This is a genomic window from bacterium (assembly GCA_021372775.1).
Classification (GTDB): Bacteria; Acidobacteriota; Polarisedimenticolia; order J045; family J045; genus JAJFTU01.
Genome location: JAJFTU010000301.1, coordinates 1 through 2635, shown reverse-complemented (window position 1 = coordinate 2635; position 2635 = coordinate 1). Strand labels below are relative to the sequence as shown.

2 protein-coding genes are annotated in these 2635 nt (G+C 71.7%); both read left to right on the top strand.

Annotated features, from left to right (window positions below; all coding sequences use genetic code 11):
- Positions 1-789, top strand: a 789-nt coding sequence (locus LLG88_10470) for a coproporphyrinogen III oxidase (GenBank protein MCE5247324.1), incomplete at its 5' end; no start/stop codon positions are given.
- Position 790: 1 nt separating this feature from the next.
- Positions 791-2158, top strand: coding sequence for a protoporphyrinogen oxidase (gene hemG, locus LLG88_10465; GenBank protein MCE5247323.1), 1368 nt, complete (start codon positions 791-793; stop codon positions 2156-2158).
- Positions 2159-2635: the final 477 nt, after the last annotated feature.

Sequence of the window (2635 nt, the reverse complement as noted above, 5' to 3'; positions counted from 1 at the left end):
CGGTCGCGCGGCTTCTCCGGCGTCAACGTGGACCTGATCTACGGCCTGCCGCGGCAGACGACGGCGGGGTTCGAGCGGACGGTGGAGCAGGTGATCGCGATGGGCGCCGACCGCGCCGCGGTCTACTCGTTCGCCTACGTGCCGTGGATCCGCGGGCACCAGAAGAAGCTCCACGAGGAGGAGATTCCCGGCGCCGCGCTCAAGGCGGAGCTGTTCGCCCTCGCGCGCGAGCGGTTCCTCGAGGCGGGGTACGAGCCGATCGGGATGGACCACTTCGCGCTTCCCGACGACGAGCTGGCGCGCGCGAAGCGCGAGGGTCGGCTGCGGCGGAACTTCCAGGGGTACACGGTCGTCCCGGCGGAGGACGTGATCGGCTTCGGGATCTCGGCGATCGGCGACGTGCGCGGGGCCTACGTCCAGAACGTGAAGAAGCTCTCCGAGTACGCCGAGGCGCTGGGCGCGGGGCGGCTGCCGGTCGAGCGCGGAATCGTGCGCACGGCGGACGACGAGCTGCGGCGGCACGTGATCCACGAGTTGATGTGCAACATGCGGGTCGAGGTCCGCGAGGTCGAGGCCCGCTTCGGGATCGACTTCGCGCGGTACTTCGCCGAGGACCTCGCCCGGCTGGCGCCGCTGGAGCGCGAGGGGCTGGCGGTCGTCTCCGCGGAGCGGATCGCGGCGACGCCGACCGGCGAGCTGTTCATCCGCAACCTCGCGATGTGCTTCGACAAGTACTGGCGCGAGAAGTACGAGAAGGCGGACAAGCCGGTCTTCTCCAAGACGGTGTGACGTGAAGCGGCTGGTCGTGATCGGCGGCGGGATCTCCGGACTTGCCGCGGCGCAGGCGGCCCGCGAGGCGGCGGGCGAGGGGCTCGACGTCGTCGTCCTCGAGCGGGCGCCGGACGTCGGCGGCAAGGCGCTCTCGCTGCGCGAGCGCGGCTTTCTCGTCGAGGCCGGGCCGACCGGCTATCTCGACAACGAACCTGCGGTGGACCGTCTCGTGGCGGCGGCGGGGCTGACGAAGATCCCCGCGGACGGCGCGGCGGCGCACCGCTTCATCTACCGCGCCGGCAAGATGCGCGAGGTCAAGGCGAACCCGCTGGCCTTTGCGTTCTCGGGGCTCCTCTCGCCGCGCGGGCTGCTGCGGATCCCGTTCGAGATCTTCGTCGCGCCGCGGCGCGCGGCGGGGGAGGAGTCGGTCTTCGACTTCGCGCGGCGGCGGATCGGGCGGCAGGGAGCGGAGCGGCTGATCGCGCCGATGATGCTCGGCGTCTTCGCCGGGGACGCGCGGCGGTTGTCGCTGGAGGCGGCGCTGCCGCGGATGGCCGAGATCGAGCGGACGTACGGCTCGCTCTTCAAGGGGCTGGCCGCGATCCGGCGCGCGGGGAAGAAGAACGCCGGGCCGGCGCCGTCGGCGACGCTGACGTCGTTTCCGGAAGGGCTGCAGCAGTTGCCGCGCGAGTTGGCGCGGCGCGGGCGGTTCACGGTGCGCTGCGGCGTCGAGGCGGAGCGCCTCGTGCCGCGCGCCGAAGGCGGATACGAGGTCGTCCTCGCCGCGGGCGGGTCGCTCGCCGCGGACGCGGTGGCGCTCTGCGGCGAGCCGTGGGCGACGGCGGCTCTTTGCCGCGAGTGGCTGCCCGAACTCGCGCGTCCGTTCTCCGAGATCCACTGCCCGCCGGTGGCGGTCGTCGCGCTCGGCTACGGGCCGGCGGCGCTGGACGTCGTGCCGCGCGGTTTCGGCGTGCTCGTGCCGCGCGGCGAAGGGGTGCGCACGCTCGGCGCGCTCTGGGACACGCACCTCTTCGCGGGGCGCAGTCCGGAGCGGCGGTTGCTGCTGCGGGCGATGCTCGGCGGGGCGGTCGATCCGGAAGCGCCGGAGATGTGCGACGCGGGGCTGGTCGAGCAGGCGCGCGAGGATCTCGAGAAGGTGATGAAGCTGTCGCTCGCGCCGGTCTTCTCGAAGGTCGTGGTTTGGCCGCGGGCGATCCCGCAGTACGAGCTGGGGCATCTGTCGAAGGTGCGGGCGATCGAGACCGAGCTGGCGCGGCGTCCGGGCCTCTTCGTCGGCGGCAACGGCCTCTACGGCATCGCCTTCGCGAAGGCCGCCGCCGCCGGAATCCGCGCCGGCGAGGCTGCCGCCTCCTATCTCCGCGCCTGATTGCCTTTCAACCGAAACGCCACGTTTCGCGAGGTCCACGTCGGGCGGCAGGCGCGAAGGAATCATGAGCGCGGCAACGATCGTCGGAGCGCGCCAGCCGCCCCTACACGCATGGCGACGTTTCGCGATGTCCACGTCGCCGTAGGGGCGGTTGGCGCGCCGCGATGATCGTCGGAACAACGACGCCTCCACCGCGCCTGCCGCCCGACCCGAACACCGCACCCGATTGCCTTTCGATGTCTCAAAGGCAACGTTTCGCGATGTCCACGTCGGGCGGCAGGCGCGGAGGAATCATGAGCGCGGCAACGATCGTCGGAGCGCGCCAGCCGCCCCTACGACGCTGCTGAAAAACTGCCTGCGCAATTGCGCGCGGACGTCTCTGTTCGTGATATGCCTGTTCGCGGAGGAGAGCCGCGATGCGGGGCATGAATCGGCAGCAGCAGGGCGCGTTCAGCTACGTCTCGATCGAGGAGCGGA